This is a genomic window from Oscillibacter sp. ER4, assembly GCF_000765235.1.
In the GTDB taxonomy this organism is placed as follows: Bacteria; Bacillota; Clostridia; order Oscillospirales; family Oscillospiraceae; genus Hominicoprocola; species Hominicoprocola fusiformis.
In genome coordinates this window covers 1-15,882 of sequence record NZ_JPJG01000095.1, presented here as the reverse complement: position 1 = coordinate 15,882, position 15,882 = coordinate 1, and the positions used below count along the sequence as shown (strand labels likewise).

General features: G+C 58.0%; 16 protein-coding genes. 10 read left to right on the top strand and 6 right to left on the bottom strand.

Going from position 1 to position 15,882, the window contains the following annotated elements; translation table 11 throughout:
• Window positions 1-131: 131 nt before the first annotated feature.
• Complete coding sequence (locus NI20_RS0112665) at window positions 132-743, bottom strand: formate/nitrite transporter family protein (protein WP_033121755.1); 612 nt, start codon at window positions 741-743, stop codon at window positions 132-134.
• Window positions 744-983: 240 nt separating this feature from the next.
• On the opposite strand from NI20_RS0112665, the gene NI20_RS0112660 reads away from it, so the two are divergent.
• On the top strand, window positions 984-1,748 hold the full coding sequence (locus tag NI20_RS0112660) for an exodeoxyribonuclease III (RefSeq protein ID WP_033121754.1): 765 nt from the start codon (window positions 984-986) through the stop codon (window positions 1,746-1,748).
• Window positions 1,745-1,972, top strand: a complete 228-nt coding sequence (locus NI20_RS0112655; RefSeq protein WP_033121753.1) for a hypothetical protein — start codon at window positions 1,745-1,747, stop codon at window positions 1,970-1,972. The genes NI20_RS0112660 and NI20_RS0112655 overlap by 4 nt, the downstream gene beginning before the upstream one ends.
• A 601-nt stretch (window positions 1,973-2,573) precedes the next feature.
• On the opposite strand, the gene jag is transcribed toward NI20_RS0112655, so the two are convergent.
• The 5 genes from jag to rpmH all read right to left on the bottom strand — a co-directional run bounded on the left by jag (window position 2,574) and on the right by rpmH (window position 5,468).
• A complete protein-coding gene (jag, locus tag NI20_RS0112650; RefSeq protein ID WP_033121752.1) occupies window positions 2,574-3,485 on the bottom strand; it encodes an RNA-binding cell elongation regulator Jag/EloR in 912 nt (303 codons plus the stop codon).
• Between the two features lie 19 nt (window positions 3,486-3,504).
• Window positions 3,505-4,614 carry a membrane protein insertase YidC gene (gene yidC / locus NI20_RS0112645; protein WP_033121751.1) on the bottom strand — a complete coding sequence of 370 codons (1,110 nt, stop codon included), beginning with the start codon at window positions 4,612-4,614 and terminating at the stop codon, window positions 3,505-3,507.
• 31 nt (window positions 4,615-4,645) lie between these two features.
• Window positions 4,646-4,861, bottom strand: coding sequence for a membrane protein insertion efficiency factor YidD (yidD, locus tag NI20_RS0112640; RefSeq protein WP_033121750.1), 216 nt, complete (start codon window positions 4,859-4,861; stop codon window positions 4,646-4,648).
• Window positions 4,858-5,202: a ribonuclease P protein component gene (gene rnpA, locus NI20_RS0112635; RefSeq protein ID WP_033121749.1), complete on the bottom strand. Its 345-nt coding sequence runs from the start codon at window positions 5,200-5,202 to the stop codon at window positions 4,858-4,860. Before rnpA ends, yidD begins: the two co-directional genes overlap by 4 nt.
• Window positions 5,203-5,327: 125 nt before the next feature.
• Window positions 5,328-5,468 (bottom strand): 50S ribosomal protein L34, encoded by a 141-nt coding sequence (rpmH, locus tag NI20_RS0112630; protein WP_033121748.1) that lies wholly within the window; start codon window positions 5,466-5,468, stop codon window positions 5,328-5,330.
• A gap of 406 nt (window positions 5,469-5,874) precedes the next feature.
• On the opposite strand from rpmH, the gene dnaA reads away from it, so the two are divergent.
• The 8 genes from dnaA (at window position 5,875) to gyrA (ending at window position 15,708) form a co-directional block, all read left to right on the top strand.
• Window positions 5,875-7,188, top strand: a complete 1,314-nt coding sequence (gene dnaA, locus NI20_RS0112625; RefSeq protein WP_033121747.1) for a chromosomal replication initiator protein DnaA — start codon at window positions 5,875-5,877, stop codon at window positions 7,186-7,188.
• Window positions 7,189-7,432: 244 nt separating this feature from the next.
• Complete coding sequence (gene dnaN, locus NI20_RS0112620; protein ID WP_033121746.1) at window positions 7,433-8,545, top strand: DNA polymerase III subunit beta; 1,113 nt, start codon at window positions 7,433-7,435, stop codon at window positions 8,543-8,545.
• A 75-nt stretch (window positions 8,546-8,620) separates the two neighbouring features.
• A complete protein-coding gene (locus NI20_RS0112615) occupies window positions 8,621-8,836 on the top strand; it encodes an RNA-binding S4 domain-containing protein (RefSeq protein WP_033121745.1) in 216 nt (71 codons plus the stop codon).
• Window positions 8,826-9,929: a DNA replication/repair protein RecF gene (gene recF, locus NI20_RS0112610; RefSeq protein WP_033121744.1), complete on the top strand. Its 1,104-nt coding sequence runs from the start codon at window positions 8,826-8,828 to the stop codon at window positions 9,927-9,929. Before NI20_RS0112615 ends, recF begins: the two co-directional genes overlap by 11 nt.
• A gap of 618 nt (window positions 9,930-10,547) precedes the next feature.
• Entirely contained in the window at window positions 10,548-10,805 is a 258-nt protein-coding gene (gene remB, locus NI20_RS0112605) for an extracellular matrix regulator RemB (RefSeq protein WP_033121743.1), read from the top strand.
• The gene (locus tag NI20_RS0112600; RefSeq protein ID WP_033121742.1) at window positions 10,802-11,146 is read left to right on the top strand and encodes a hypothetical protein; all 345 of its coding nucleotides are present in this window, start codon (window positions 10,802-10,804) and stop codon (window positions 11,144-11,146) included. The genes remB and NI20_RS0112600 overlap by 4 nt, the downstream gene beginning before the upstream one ends.
• Before the next feature lie 98 nt (window positions 11,147-11,244).
• A complete protein-coding gene (gene gyrB / locus NI20_RS0112595) occupies window positions 11,245-13,212 on the top strand; it encodes a DNA topoisomerase (ATP-hydrolyzing) subunit B (RefSeq protein ID WP_033121741.1) in 1,968 nt (655 codons plus the stop codon).
• An 18-nt stretch (window positions 13,213-13,230) separates the two neighbouring features.
• A complete protein-coding gene (gene gyrA / locus NI20_RS0112590) occupies window positions 13,231-15,708 on the top strand; it encodes a DNA gyrase subunit A (protein ID WP_052084698.1) in 2,478 nt (825 codons plus the stop codon).
• Window positions 15,709-15,882 lie beyond the last annotated feature (174 nt).

Below are 15,882 nucleotides of genomic sequence, written 5' to 3'. Positions count from 1 at the left end.
GTTAGGGGTGCAGGGGCGAGATCGAAACGCCCCTGCCGTTCTCTTGGGGGATCAAAAGGGGGTATTCTCTCACGTGAGAGAATACCCCCTTTGCCTGCGCACCCCTGCGGCACGCAGGGAATTCCCGTCCCTCAGCGGGACAAGACCTTTCTTGCCAAAGGCCCGATTACGCCGCCGACGGCGTTGCCGACCGTCATCACGAGCAGATATAAAACCGCGCGGCCGCTCCACGCGCCGCCCATCGTGAAGTAGTACATATTCGCCACGCAGTGCTCAAAGCCGCAGAGGATGAACACGCACACGCCGAAAAAGAGCGCAAGATACTTGCCGAGCTCGTGCGGGTTGGAGCGATAGCCCTCGACGCCGATGTAGATCATCACGTTGCAGAAAACGGCAAGGATGAACGCGCCGAACAGCGGCTCGGAGAGCTTCAATTCACAGATGCCCTGCGCGCGGGCGCTGAGGGATACAAGCCGCGTGCACTTCTCGGCAAGCGCGATGAGCGACGTGCCGACAAGATTCCCCAGCCAGATGACCGGCAGCGTTTTGGCGTAGGCTGCGTCGTTGTCAAACACATAGCAGACCTTGCCGGTGAACAGATGCAGCCCGCGCGTACAGACGACAAAAAGGCCGATCGTGAAAAAAATCGACCCGACGACCGTATTTTCCACCGACAGAAACACCGTGCCGCCAAAGGCGATGACCGCGCCGGCAAGGATCGCGGAGAGAAAGATCTTTTTCATGCGGAAACTCCTCCAGACCGTGTGATTGGGTCTATTTTACCGTATGTCAGCGAGCGTTGTAAACGCTTCTCTGTGGAGAGATAAAAAGTCCGCAGAAAATGAGGGTTTTTGCCGCTTTGGCTTAACAGAACGCGGCATTTTGCGCGGCATGGAGGGAGGCTCGCCGTGATTTTTATTGCTTTTCCCTCCCCCGGATAGTACAATGGTCTCACCATCAAACTTTCGGAGGACTTTTCCCCAATGAAACTCATCTCATGGAACGTCAACGGCCTGCGCGCGTGCATCGGCAAGGGCTTTTTGGATTTTGTGAATTTCATCGACGCAGACGTCATCTGCCTACAGGAGACGAAGCTGCAGCCGCATCAGATCGAACTCGACCTGCCGCAGTACCACATCTACTGGAACAGCGCGGACAAAAAGGGCTACTCCGGCACGGCGGTGTTCACCAAGCAGGAGCCTCTTTCCGTCACCTATGACTTTGGCGAGGACATCCACCGCCACGAAGGGCGCGTCATCACGTGTGAATATCCGGACTTCTACCTCGTCTGCTGCTACACGCCGAACTCGCAGGACGAGCTGCGCCGCCTTTCGTACCGCATGGAATGGGAGGATGCGCTGCGGCAGTACCTCTGCGAGCTCGACACGATCAAGCCCGTCGTGTACTGCGGGGACTTAAACGTCGCACACGAGGAGATCGACCTCAAAAATCCGAAGACGAACCACTTTAACCCCGGCTTTTCCGACGAGGAGCGCGGCAAGATGACGCAGCTTTTGTCCTCGGGCTTTCTCGATTCGTTCCGCACGCTGTACCCCGACAAGACGGACGCCTATTCGTGGTGGAGCTACCGCGCCCAGTCGCGCGCACGGAACGTGGGGTGGAGAATCGACTATTTCATCGTCTCCGAACGCCTGCGCTCCCGCATCGAAAACGCGGATATCTTAGCTGAGGTCATGGGCAGCGACCACTGCCCCGTGCTGCTCGAGCTCAAGGAGGAAGAAAAATGAAATTCAACAAACAGGAAATAACGGGCCGCACGAAGATCACCCTGATCATCAGCGGTGCGGCCATGCTTGCCGGCATCGTGATCGTTGTGCTGTTTGCCGCCGGCGTGCTCGCCCTTTCCGAACAGAGCCGCAACGTGCTCGCGATTGCGATCTCCGCCGCGCTGGTGGTGTTTTCCTACACGCTGTGCAAATCGTTGGGGGTACTTAAAAATCAAAAAAAGTGATTCTCACCCCCACGCCCACGTGGGGAACGGGTAAAAGGGGGTATTCTCTTTCACGAAAGAGAATATCCCCCTTTTGAACCCCCAAGAGAAAGGACGAGGGGAGGCCCCCTCGACCCCCGACATTGCGGGTCTTATTCTTGAAAGACTGCACGCGCTGCGCAGTGTAGGTGCGGTGTACATGGCTTCGCCATGAATCTTCTGCGAGTCGTTACTACTTTCAACCGCGCCTTACTATCGTGAGGCGCGAGTGACGGTAGTCTGGCGGCAGACTGCGTACCGAATGCGGCATTGCTTCGCTCGCCGCATTGATAAGACTGGTGATAGACGGAAATTAGTCTGCACTTCTACAAGATCGGCAGAGCGGCAGCGGATGATAGAAGCAAATCAAATCGTCTAGCAACACCCAACGCGGCAACGCCGCGCGCAGGCATTCCCATTCCGGAAGCACAAAAGTCATTCGAGCCCGAAACTGCCAATTTAAAACCTTTCTCTCGGGGGATCAAAAGGGGGATACTCTCTTTCGTGAAAGAGAGTATCCCCCTTTTATTCGCACCCCCCTGCTTGCAGGGGACCCTATTTCTCCACAGAATGTGGAAATCACTCACGCCTTGGTACGGTCGTAAGAAACGACCACGCGGCGGTTCGGCTCGGTGCCGATGGAGAACGTCGTCACACTCGGCGTATCCTGGAGCGCGGTGTGGATGACGTGGCGCTCGTAGGCGTTCATGGGCTCGAGGGTGACATTGCGGCGGTACTTCGTCACCTTGCCGGCGACCTTTTCCGCCAGGCGCTCGAGGCTCTGCTCGCGCTTTTCGCGGTAATTTTCTGCGTCGACCTGCACGCGGGCGCGGTTCTTCTCGCTGCCGCGGTTGATGCTGTAGTTCGTCAACTGCTGGATGGCGTCGAGCGTTTCGCCGCGGCGGCCGATCAGCGCGCCGAGCTTCTCGCCCTCGAGATAGACCTTGTAGCGGCCCTTCTCGCTCTCGTAGACCCTGACCTCAGCGGCGGAGTCCATGTGCTCAAGCAGACCCTTGAGGAACGCGCGGATCTGCTCGCTCTTCTCGTCGTGGCACTCTTCGCCGAGGTCGACAATGGGCTTGGGCTGCGGGGCGGGACGCTCCGCGCGCTCGGCGCGGGGAGTGCGGTTCTCGCGGCGGTCTTCGCGCGCGGGACGGTCGCCGCGTTCGGTACGCGGCTTGTCGTTTGCGCGGGATTCTTTTTTCTGCAAAACCTCGGGCGCGTACATGGGCACGGCCTTGGGCGCAGAAGCGGGTTCAACTTTCTTTTCGGGCTTGGGTGCGGCAGGCTTTTCCACCGGCTTGACCTCTTCGGCTTTGCCGTCGTCGTAGCTCACGCGAACGCGCGCGGGCGCGCTGCCGATGCCGAGGAATCCGGCTTTCGCGCGCTCAAGAATTTCAACAGAAACGTCATCTCTGTCCATTCCCAGCTGAGCGAGCGCACTCTGGATCGCCTCGTCCTCCGTCTTGCCCGTTACGTCAATAAACTTGATCATTCAGACAAGCTCCTTACAATTATTCTCCGTAGTGCTCGGGGTCGTAGGAACGGCCGCGGGCATAGGGGCGGTCGCCGACGCGTCCGCTTTCGTTCGTGGAATTTTTCTTTTTTGTGGCCTTGGCAGCCTGCTTTTCTGCGCGCTTTTCCTTCAGCGTCTTCTTTTTCGCCTCCTCGGCGGCGATCTTACGCTGCTGCTCGCGGGCGGCTTCCATGCGGCGCAGACGGTCATCTCGCTTCTGCTTTTCCTTCTCGCTGAGCTCGTCCTCCATGTGGCTCTTATAGTACTTGGTCAGAACCTTTTCCTGGATGGCGTAGAGAAGCGAATTGACGATCCAGTAGACGCCGAGAGCCGCGGGCAGCGTAAAGCCGATCCACAGCGACATGAGCGGCATCATCCACATCATCATGCGGCTGGAGCGGGCGGTGGCGTCGTTGCCCTCAGCGGCGACGTTGCCGGCCATGGACGCCTTGGACTGCAGAAAGCTCAAAGCACCGGAAATGAACGGGATCAGCACAACGCCGATCACGGGCCAGCCGCCGGTGAAGAAATCCTTCCACACATCCCCCGGCATGACCGTGAGGTCAAGGCCGAGGAAGTTGTAGTTCACGTTGAGAAGGCCGTCAAACTTGCCGGAAAAATCCGCAAAGTTGTCGGAAATAAACTTGGCAAGGCCGATCTCTTCATAACCCACGCGCACGCTCTCAGCATTGTAGCCGAGGGTGGTGGCAAGGGTCGTGATCTCCGTCACGACGTCCTTGGAGAGCATCATGAAGCGGCTGAGCGGCTGACGGATGATGGAATACAGGGCAAGCAGAATGGGGAAGGGCAGCAGCGACCACAAGCAGCCGCTCATGGGGTTCACGCCCTCCTGTGTGTAGAGGAGCTGCATCTCCTCGTTCATGCGCGTGGGATTATTGGCGTATTTCGTCTGGATCTCTTTCACCTTGGGCTGGAAGAGATTCATGCGCATCATGCTCTTTTTCGACTTCATCTGGAAAGGCAGCGTGATGAGCTTCACGACGAGCGTGAAGAGCACGAGTGCCCAGCCGTAAGAGCCGGTCAGCTCATAGAAGGTGCGCAGGACCCAGGCGAAGGGAACGCAAATATAGTAGCCGATGGTTGACATTCTTCGGTTTCCTCCGTGGTTTTAGGTTCGGTCACGGGACCGGGTCGTAGATTTTTCCGCCCTTGTAGAACGGATGGCACCGCATGATACGCTTGAAGGCAAGCCAGCCGCCCTTGACCGCCCCGTACTTCTCGATCGCTTCGAGCGCGTATTGAGAGCACGTGGGGATAAAGCGGCAGCAGGGGGGACGGTATGGTGAAATGGCCCTGCGGTAAAACCGGATGAGAAACAGCAGAAAGCGTTTCATGCCTGCGTCTCCCACAAATCGAGCTTTTTGCACGTTTTTTCAAACGCGCGCTTGAGCTCCCAGTAGTCCGCGTGGGCGGCCCTTGTGCGGGCGACGACGATGCAGTCGTAGCCCTGCTTCATCTTCCCCTGGCTCAGGCGGAAAATTTCGCGGATGCGGCGGCGGACGCGGTTGCGCACGACGGCGTGGCCGAGCTTAGTGCTGACCGTGACGCCGAGGCGGTTGTGCCCCAGCCGGTTTTTCCGATAATACACCACAAGGCAGGACGAAACACCGGACTTGCCCTTGGCATACATCCGGCGGAATTCGTAATTTTCCTTGACGGTGGTGGTGCTTTTCACGCGCGATCTCCCTGCTTTTGCGGATTTCTCCGCATAGCCTGCAAGGGACGGCGATCGAAACACATTCTCATCGGCCGTCCCTCATTGTTTCATGTGTAGCATACGATACGCAAGTTGCTCCCGCTTTAGTGGGTCAGACGGGCGCGGCCGCGTGCACGACGGCGAGCGATAACCTTGCGGCCGTTGGCAGTGGACATTCTCTTGCGGAAGCCGTGCTCCTTGGAACGCTGGAGCTTCTTGGGCTGATAGGTGCGAGAAGTAGCCATTTCGTTTTACCTCCTGAAAAAATTTTACCGGCAGCACCCCTTTTGGAGGTACTGCACTTACTCGACGGCGGGCGGAGAAAAACTCCCCGCGGACCGCAGTTGATAAAAATAGTGCCGTATTGATGCGGCATACGGGGAGTATTATATCGGTTTTGCCGCATTCTGTCAACCAAAAATGCAAAAATTGGTGCATGTTTCCATTTCTCGCAAAACCTTGTGGCGCGTATCGAAACATGCAACTATCTCTTGTGTCCTTTTGCCTGTTTTTCAAGGCTTTTGCACTGCAAAAAACAGCGTTTTATATTTAGAATATGTGTTGCGTTCATGCGCGTTTTTTGGTATAATGTAGGGAGTAAATTTTCGGCTGTCACAGCCGTTTATTCCAAAGAAAGAAAGGAGCGCTTCCGTGAACTCTGTTGCAGACATCTGGAAGATCGTTCTCTCCCGCCTCAGCCAGGACTTGTCCGAGACGACCATCTCCACGTGGTTCGACGAGGTGGAGGCCGTGTCCATCAAGGACCGCACGCTGTATCTCCACTGCCCGAACGATTTTAAGCGCAGCACGATCGAATCCATGTTCTCTGACCGCATCAAGGATTCCCTGCGGGACATTTACTCCGCCGATTTCGACGTAAAGCTCCTCTCCACCGCGGAGAGCACCGCCCTTTTCGAGCCCGAGGTCAAAAAGTCCACCGCGCTGCTCGATTCCGGCGAATTCACGTTCGACACGTTCGTCGTCGGCGAATCGAACAAGATGGCCTATGCCGCCGCGCGCGCCGTGGCCGACGGCGTGGGGCACTACAACCCGCTATTTATCTACGGCGACTCCGGCCTTGGAAAAACGCACCTGATCTACGCCATCGCTCATCAGATCCGCACGACGCGCCCGTCGGCGAAGATCATCTACATCAAGGGCGATGATTTCATCAACGAATTCATCGAGCTCGTGCGCGCGGGCCGCGGCAGCGAATTCCGCGCGAAGTACCGCGACGCGGACCTGCTGCTCGTGGACGACGTGCAGTTCGTCGCCGGCAAAGAGCAGGTGCAGAACGAATTTTTCCATACGTTCAACACGCTCTACGAGGCCGGCCGCCAGATTGTCCTGACCTCCGATAGACCGCCCTCTGACATGCACCTTCTCGACGACCGCCTGCGCACGCGCTTTGAGTGGGGCTTACTTGTCGATGTGCAGCCGCCCGATTTTGAAACGCGCCTTGCCATCGTGAAGAATAAGGCTGCGCAGTGGGGCACCGTCATCGACGACGACATTGCGCGTTACATTGCCGAGAATGTCACGTCCAACGTCCGTCAGCTCGAGGGCACGATGAACAAGATTCTCGCCTACCGCGATCTCATCGGACGCGAGATGGACGCCGACGCCGCGCACCGCGCAGTCGAGGACTTTATGAAAAAGAACGCGAACCTCGCCCCCACGGCGGCGATGATCATCACCGAAACGTCGCGCTACTTCGGCATCGACGAAGAGGTCATCAAGGGCCCGTCTCGAAGCCGCGAGGCCGTCAACGCCCGTCAGGCCGCGATGTACCTCGTGCGCCGCATGACGAATCTGTCGACGCCCGATATCGGCCGCGAGTTCGGCAAGCGCGACCATACGACCGTGCTCCACTCGCTCGAGCAGATTGAAAAGAAGATGAAATCCGATCCCGTCTTCAACCAGACGATCAAAGAGATCACTATTAACATCAACTCCAAGAGATAACAAAGTTTTCCACATTATCCACAGGGTTGTGCAGAGGGAAGCTGTGGAAACATTTTTTCAAAATTTTGGGTGTGGAAAGTGATAGAACTTTTCAACAACCCACGAGGGATAAATTTTCCTTGCCACTTCGGGCAAAAATTGGGTTTTCCACATTTTTGCGCCTCTACTGCTGCTATTTCTAAAAACTATCCTTTTTCTTTTCCAAAAGAGAAAAAATCACCCGTTTTACGAAAGGAACGCCGCTATGAAATTCTCCTGCGAAAAGCTGCTGCTGCAAAATGCAGTCAATACCGCCTCCCGCGCCGTCGCGGCGAAAAGCTCCATCCCTGCGCTCGAAGGACTGCTGCTGACCTGCGGCGGCGAGAGCCTGACCGTTTCGGGCTACAATATGCAGACCGGCATCCGCACGAAGTTTACGGCCGAGGTCGAGGAATCCGGCGAGCTGGTCGTCAACGCGCGCCTGATCAGCGAGATTTTAAGAAGACTGCCCGACGACGTCGTGACCTTCAACGCGAACGACAAATTTTTGATCCACCTGACCTGCGGCGACGCGGATTTCGACATCATGGGCCTCTCCGCCGCCGATTTCCCCGAGCTGCCCGAGGTCGAGGAGAAGTACGCCGTCCAGATCGCCGAAAAGACGCTCAAGTCCATGATCCAGCAGACGAGCTTCGCCGTTTCGACGAACGAAGCGCGCCCCGTGCACATGGGCTCGCTGTTCGAGGTATCTGCCGAGGGGCTGACCGTCGTCTCCGTCGACGGCTTCCGTCTTGCGCTTCGCAAGGAAGCACTTGAAAAGATCGAGGGCGGCGCGTTCTCGTTCGTCGCGCCCGGCACGGCGCTCAATGAGGTCGAGCGCATCTGCGAGGAGATCGACGAGGTCGTGACCATCACGCTCGGCCAGCGCCATATTCTCTTCGAGGTCGGTGAGACCGAGCTCATCTGCCGCCGCTTAGAGGGTGAATTCCTCGATTATAAGAACGCCATCCCGCGCAGAAACCCCATCAACGTCGTCGTCGACACGAAGACGATGCTCCAGAGCCTCGAGCGCGTGAGCGTCGTCATCAGTGAAAAGCTCAAGAGCCCCGTGCGCTGCCAGTTCGGCGAGGACAAGGTGACGATGTCCGCCAAGACCGCCAACGGCGACGCAAAGGACGTCTGCCGCATCGCGGGCGACGGTCAGGGGCTTGAGATTGGATTCAACAACCGTTATCTGATGGACGCGCTGCGCTACGCGCCCGCCGACACCGTGAGAATGGAGCTCAACACCGGCATTTCGCCGGCCATCATCGTTCCCGTCGAGGGAGAAGAGAACTTCCTCTACATGGTGCTGCCCGTGCGCCTGAAGGCAAATTGAGACAAAAAACTGAATCCATATCGTATAAAATGGTACAACGATTTCTGATAGGAATCGCTTTGTAAAGGACTTTTTATGACTGACATTACCATCACCACGGAATTTATCAAATTGCAGGACCTCTTGAAGCTGGCGAATCTGGTCGGCACGGGCGGCGAGGCGAAGATCGTCATCCAGAACGGCGACGTTTCGGTCAACGGCGAGGTCTGCACGATGCGCGGCAAGAAGATCCGCCCGGGCGACACGGTCGCCTTCGACGGCAAAGAGCTGACGGTCTCCTATGCGAATTGACGCGTTGGCGCTGCGGAACTTTCGCAATTACGACGCGCTGAATGTCACGTTCGCGCCGGACTGCAACGTCATCGTCGGTGAGAACGCGCAGGGAAAGACGAACCTCTTGGAAGCAATCGTCTATCTCTCTTCCGCCCGTTCGCCGCGCGCGAGGGCGGAAAAAGAGCTTATTTCGTTCGGCAAGAGCGAATGCAGCATCAAGGCGAACGCGTTTGCGCGCAACCGAGATTTTCTGCTCGAGATTGCGCTCGCCGCGGGGAGAAGACGAAAAATTCTCATCAATAAGGTGCCCGTGAAAAAGGGGAGCGACCTCAGCGACATGCTCGGCGCGGTCTACTTCTGTCCGGAGGATCTGCTGCTGATCCGCGACGGCGCGGCGGCGCGGCGCAAGTTCATGGACGACGCGCTCTGCCAACTGCGCGCGCGCTACGCGCAGGCGCTCAGCGACTATCACCGCGCCTACGAGCACAAAACGCGCATTCTGCGCGACAGCGAGGAGTATCCGTCGCTTCTTGATACTTTGCCGGAATTTGATCTGCGCATGGCGCAGAGCGGCGCGGTCATCATCTACTACCGTGCGCGGTTCTGCGAGCGATTGAAGGAATATGCGGGCATCGCGCACCGCGAATGCTCCGGCGGCAGGGAAGAGCTGGGCGTCGAATACCAGACGGTTTCGACCATTTCAGACCCGCTCGCGCCAATTGAAACGATTTACGACCAGCTGCGCGCGCATCAGGCATCGCACGCGGCGGCGGAACGGGCATCAAGAATGTGCCTTTCCGGCCCGCATAAGGACGATATCGCCGTGACGATCGGCGGCGTGAACGCAAGGCAGTTTTCGTCTCAGGGCCAGACCCGTACGGCGGCGCTGGCGTTCAAGCTCGCCGAGCGGGAGATTTACCGCGAGATCACATCCCGCACACCGCTGTTATTGCTCGACGATGTGCTGTCCGAGCTGGACCCACGGCGGCAGGAATATGTGCTCAACCGCATCCTTGGCGGGCAGGTGTTTATCACGTGCTGTGAAGAGGATCGGTTGGGGACACTTTTGAGTGGAAAAGTGTTCCATATCTCGCAGGGAGCGGTAGTTTAGCCGCACCTATGCGGCTGGGATATGCCGCCTGCGGGCGGCAAGACCACACCCCCCATTTTCTTTCCCGAGAAAGAAAACGGGCGGTGTGACCGTCCAAAAGAAAGGCGTTTAGATTGGCAGTCTCGGGCTTGAACGGCCTTTATGCCTCCGGAATGGAAATGTCTGCGCGCGGCGTTGCCGCGTTGAAGTTGCTATACGATTTGGTTTGCTTCTATTATCCGCTGCCGCTCTGCTGATCTTGTAGAAGTGCTGACTATTTTCCGTCTATTGGAGCACTCCACAATGCGGCGAGCGAAGCAATGCCGCATTCCGCACGCAGTCTGCCGCCAAGCAAACGTCACTCGAGCCTCACGACAGTAAGGCGCGGTTGAGAGTGGTGACGACTCGCAGAAGATTCATGGCGAAGCCATGTACACCGCACCCACACTGCGCAGCGCGTGCAGTTATTCAAGCTGCAAACCCGCAATGTCGGGGGTCGAGGGGGACTCCCCTCGCATTTCTCTTGGGGTTCCAAAGGGGGGATTCTCTTTGGAAAGAGAATCCCCCCTTTGACTGCGCACTCCCATGCCAATGGGAGACCACCCCGCGCCCTTTGAGCGCGATATCTGAGGAGGTACCATGTACCTGCACATCGGCAACAATGTCATGTTACCCGAAAAGCACATCATCGGCGTCTTTGATCTCGAGATCACGTCGCAATCGAAGAGAACATCAGAATTTCTCCGCCGGGCGGAGGATGAGAGCTTAGTCATCGACGCCTGCGAGGACATTCCCAAGTCGTTTTTAGTGTGCGACCACCCGTATCACCCGCAGCTGGTTTATTTATCCGAGCTTTCGAGCCAAACACTGCAAAAGAGAATGGAGGAGCAGACATGAATATCCCCGTTGCTTTGACAATGCTGGCAAGTCCCTTTTCCCTTCCCCACAATGAGCGCTGGATACTGCCCATCGCGCTCGGCTTTTTCACGCTGCTGACGGTGTATTTCACGTGGCGGCTCAAAACGGACGAGGGCAACAAGTGGCTCTTTCGGAAGAAAATGAAGGTGTCGGCGCTCTTCTGGCTTGCATGCGAAGTGCTCTGGCAGTTCCACGGTGCGGATTCGACGTTTCCCGTCGGGCCAATCACGGGCATTTTGTTTCTGTACCTAATGAGTCAGGCGCTGGTGTACGGTATTTACTGCGTGATTCAAAAGAAGAAAACAACAGCCGCGATGTAAGCGGCTTTCCCATCAAAATAGTGCTCGAGGCAGGGAGAAACGGGCCGGAAAGGGCTCCGACCCGGTTCTTCCTGCCTGATGACGAAAGGAGAACCCAAATGGCAGAAAATGAGATCCTGCAATCCACGGCGGTGGATGAAAACAATGATTATAACGCCTCGGAAATTCAAGTTCTCGAGGGGCTTGAGGCGGTGCGCAAGCGCCCGGGCATGTACATCGGCTCGACGTCGGTGAGCGGCCTGCATCACCTCGTCTACGAAATTGTGGATAACTCCATTGACGAAGCGCTTGCGGGCTACTGCACGGAAATTCAAGTGACGATCAACGAGGGCAACACCATCACCGTTGTGGATAACGGCCGCGGCATTCCGGTCGACATTCAGGCGCAGACGGGCCGTCCCGCGCTCGAGGTCGTCTACACCGTGCTGCACGCAGGCGGCAAGTTCGGCGGCGGAGGCTACAAGGTCTCCGGTGGACTGCACGGCGTCGGCGCGAGCGTTGTCAACGCGCTGTCCGAATGGCTGACGGTGCAGGTCCACAAAAACGGCAACATCTACGAGATGAAATTCTCCCGCGGCAAGATCACGCAGGAGATGACCATCATCGGCTCGACCGACCACACGGGCACGACCGTTACGTTCAAGCCCGATCCCGAGATGTTCGAAGAGCTCGAATACTCCTACGAAACGCTGCATACCCGCATGCGCGAGGAGGCGTTTCTGAACGCGGGTCTTCGCATCACCATCGAGGATAAGCGCCTTGAGAGTGAAGAAAAGCCCGAGAGCGAGCGCCGTGACTCGATGTGCTACGAGGGCGGTATCCGCGAGTTCGTCACCTGGCTCAACAAAAAGAAAGACCCCCTGCACAACAGCGTCATCTACATGAGCGGCATGAAGGGCGATTCGTTCGCGGAACTGGCGCTCCAGTATGACGACGGCTATCAGGAAAATATCCTGTCGTTCGCCAACAACGTCCACACACCCGAGGGCGGCATGCACGAGACCGGCTTCAAGGCCGCGCTCACGCGCGTTTTGAACGCCTACGGCATCAAAAACGGCATCATCAAAGAGGGCGACAAAGTAAGCGGCGAAGACTGCCGCGAGGGCCTGACCTGCGTCATCTCCGTCAAGCTCACGAACGCGCAGTTCGAAGGTCAGACGAAGGCAAAGCTCGGAAATTCCGAGATCCGCACGCTGGTCGACGGCATCGTCTCCGACCGGCTGATGCAGTTTCTTGAGGAGAACCCCGTCGTGGCGCGCACGATTTTGGATAAGGCCATGACGGCCAACCGCGCGCGAGAGGCCGCGCGCAAGGCGCGCGAGTCCATCCGCCGCAAGAGCGCCCTCGGCGGCGCGGCGATGCCCGACAAGCTGCGCGACTGCAACGAGAATAACCCCGAACTCACCGAGCTCTACATCGTAGAGGGCGACTCGGCAGGCGGCTCTGCCACCCAGGGACGCGACTCACGCTTCCAGGCGATCCTGCCGCTCTGGGGCAAGATGCTGAACGTCGAAAAGGTGCGCGCCGACAAAATTTACGGCAACGACAAGCTCCAGCCCGTCATCATCGCGCTCGGCGCCGGCCTTGGCGAGGATTTCGATATCAATAAGCTCCGCTATCATAAGGTCATCATCATGGCGGATGCCGATGTCGATGGCTCGCACATCCGGACGCTGCTGTTGACGTTCTTCTTCCGCTATATGCGCCCGCTCATTGAAAACGGCTATGTCTATGCCGCGGTGCCGCCGCTTTTCAAGTTGACGCGCGGCAAGACGACGCGCCTTGCCTTCACGCCGGAGGAGCGCGATCAATACTCCGCCGAGCTGCGCGGCGACAATCCGAACGCAAAGGTCGATATTTCGCGCTTCAAAGGTCTTGGTGAAATGAACCCGCATGAGCTGTGGGAGACGACCATGGACCCCGAAAAGCGCACGCTCAAGCGCATCACGCTCGAGGACGCAGTGCTCGCCGACGAGACGTTCACGGTGCTGATGGGCGAGAAGGTCGAGCCGCGCAAGGAATTCATCGAACAGAACGCGAAATACGCGGTCAATCTGGACTTTTAAGAGAGGAGGACGAAGAAAATGGCACACAAAAACGTGGATTACAAACCCGAAGACATTCAATTCCCCAACCAAAAGATCGTGCAGAGCGAGCTCGTGCACGAGATGCAGTCCTCCTACATCGAATACGCGATGTCGGTCATCGTCGGGCGCGCGCTGCCCGATGTGCGCGACGGCTTGAAGCCTGTCCACCGCCGCATCCTGTACGCCATGTACGAAGACGGCCTGACGAGCGACAAGGCGTTCAAAAAGTCGGCGACCTGCGTCGGCGACGTGCTGGGCCGCTATCATCCGCACGGCGACGCGTCGGTGTACGACGCGCTCGTGCGTCTCGCGCAGGACTTCTCCATGCGCTATATGCTCGTCGATGGCCACGGCAACTTCGGTTCCATTGATGGCGACCCTCCGGCCGCCTACCGATACACCGAGGCCAGAATGTCGAAGATCGCGAACGAAATGCTGCGCGACATCGACAAGGAGACCGTCGACTGGGACCCGAACTTCGACGAGAGCCGCAAGGAGCCCCGCGTGCTGCCCGCGCGCTTCCCGAACCTGCTGGTCAACGGTTCTTCCGGTATCGCCGTCGGTATGGCGACGAACATCCCGCCGCACAACCTGACCGAGGTCATCAACGCCTGCGTCTGCGTGCTCGACAATCCCGAGGCGACGCTTTATGACCTGATGCAGCACGTCACGGGCCCCGACTTCCCGACCAAGGGCATCATTATGGGCCGCAGCGGCATCCGCGCGGCTTACGCCACGGGCCGCGGTAAGATCATCCTGCGCGCCCGCACGGAATTTGAAGAATTCGGCCGCGACCGCACGCGCATCATCGTCACCGAGCTTCCGTATCAAGTGAACAAGCGCATGCTCATCAAGAACATGGCCGACCAGGTGAACGACAAGCGTTTGGAGGGCATTTCCGACATCCGCGACGAAACCGACCGCACGGGCATGCGCATCGTCATCGAAGTCAGGCACGACGCGAACCCGCAGGTGGTCTTAAACCGCCTGTTCGCCCAGACGCAGCTTCAGACGAGCTTCGCCATCAATATGCTGGCGCTCGTCGACAACCAGAAGCAGCCGAAAATTCTGTCCCTGCGCCATATCATCGACGAGTATCTTACCTTCCAGGAAGAGCTCATCACGCGCAGAACGCAGTATGACCTCAAAAAGGCGCGCGAGCGCGAGCACCTCTTACAGGGCTTACTGATCGCGCAGGACAACATCGACGAGGTCATCCACATCATCCGCACGAGCTACGACGACGCGAAGGAAAAGCTGATGGAACGCTTCTCGCTCTCCGACGTGCAGGCGCAGGCCATTCTCGATATGCGCCTGAAGGCTTTGCAGGGCCTCGACCGCGAAAAGCTCCAGAACGAGTTTGACGAGCTGGAAAAGAAGATCGCCTACTTTGTCGAGCTTCTCTCCAACGAGACGATGCTCAAGGGCGTTTTGAAGGACGAGCTTCTTGAGATCCGCGACAAGTACGGCGATGAGCGCAAGACCGAAATTCAGGAGGTCGAGGACGAGATCGACATTGAAGACCTCATCGAGGAGGAGCAGTGTGTCTTCACCCTGACCCGCAACGGCTACATCAAGCGCACGAGCGCGAGCGAGTACACCGCGCAGAGTAAGGGCGGCATGGGCAAGAAGGGCATCACCACCCGCGACGAGGACACGGTGGTCGACGTGTTCACCGCCTCGACCCACGACTATATCCTCTTCTTTACGGACACCGGCAAGGTGTACCGCAAGAAGGGCTATCAGATCCCCGAGAGCGGCAAGGCTGCCAAGGGCACAAACATCGTCAACATCATCCAGGTGGAGACGGGCGAGCGCGTGCAGGCGATGATCCACTTCCGCGACTTGAACGCCGAAAATCTGTTCCTCACCATGGTGACGCGCAACGGCACGGTGAAGCGTCTGCCGGTCGAGACGCTCAAGAACCTGCGCAACAACGGCATCCGCGCGCTGAACCTCGACGAGGGCGACGAGCTGGTGAGCGTGCGCGAGACGGACGGCGAGCAGAAGATTCTGATCGCCACGCACGACGGTATGGCGGTCGTCTTTGACGAGACCGATGTCCGTGCGATGGGCCGCACGGCGGTCGGCGTGCGCGGCATCAAGCTGCGCGAGGGCGACTATGTCGTCGGCGCCGCCCGCGCCCAGGAGGGCAAGGAAGTCCTGACCATCACCGAAAAGGGCTACGGCAAGAAGACGCCGGTCGAGGAATACCGCATCACGAACCGCGGCGGCCTCGGCATTAAGAACTACATGGTGACCGAGAAGACCGGCGGCATCGTCGGCGTCAAGGTCGTGGACGGCAGCGAGGATCTGCTGCTCGTCACGCGCGCGGGTATCCTCATCCGCACGCCGGTGGAGGCCATCCGCACGACGGGCAGAGCCACGCAGGGCGTGATCGTCATGCGCTTCAAGGAAGAGGGAGATAGCGTCATTTCCATGGCGCTCACAGAGCATGAGGAGAGCGAGGAGTAAACTCCTCGAACCTCTTGTCCCACTGCGTGGGACGAAACCACCCCCCCATTTTCTTTCCCGAGAAAGAAAACGGGCGGTGTGACCGTCCAAAAGAAAGGCGTTTCCCATTGCAAGCGAGCAGCTCGAAGAGCTGCAATGCTTGCCGATTGCACTGCCCATAGCGCGGCGTTGCCG